This window comes from Staphylococcus sp. HMSC070D05 (assembly GCF_001815595.1).
Lineage (GTDB): Bacteria > Bacillota > Bacilli > Staphylococcales > Staphylococcaceae > Staphylococcus > Staphylococcus hominis.
Genome location: NZ_KV821109.1, coordinates 1 through 221, shown reverse-complemented (window position 1 = coordinate 221; position 221 = coordinate 1). Strand labels below are relative to the sequence as shown.

General features: G+C 35.7%; 1 protein-coding gene. It reads right to left on the bottom strand.

Translation table 11 applies throughout. The features are described from left to right. Nucleotides 1-221: G5 domain-containing protein (locus HMPREF3046_RS04600; RefSeq protein ID WP_256278215.1), on the bottom strand; the 221-nt coding region annotated here is incomplete at both ends.

The following is a 221-nucleotide window of genomic DNA, read 5'->3' as shown; positions in this document are numbered from 1 at the left end:
TAATGTACGATTTCATCCACTGGATCTTTTGTAGTCTTTTCTGTTGGCTCACCTTTACCAACTCTTTCTCCTGTTAATGGATTTTTCGTAGTTGGTGTTGTGATTGTTTTCTCTCCATTTTCACCTTTTTGTACGACTTCTTCTGTACCAGGTTCTAATTTTGGATCAAATTCACGTTTTTTATCAAATGGAATCTCTTCTTTTTCTATGATTGGATCGCC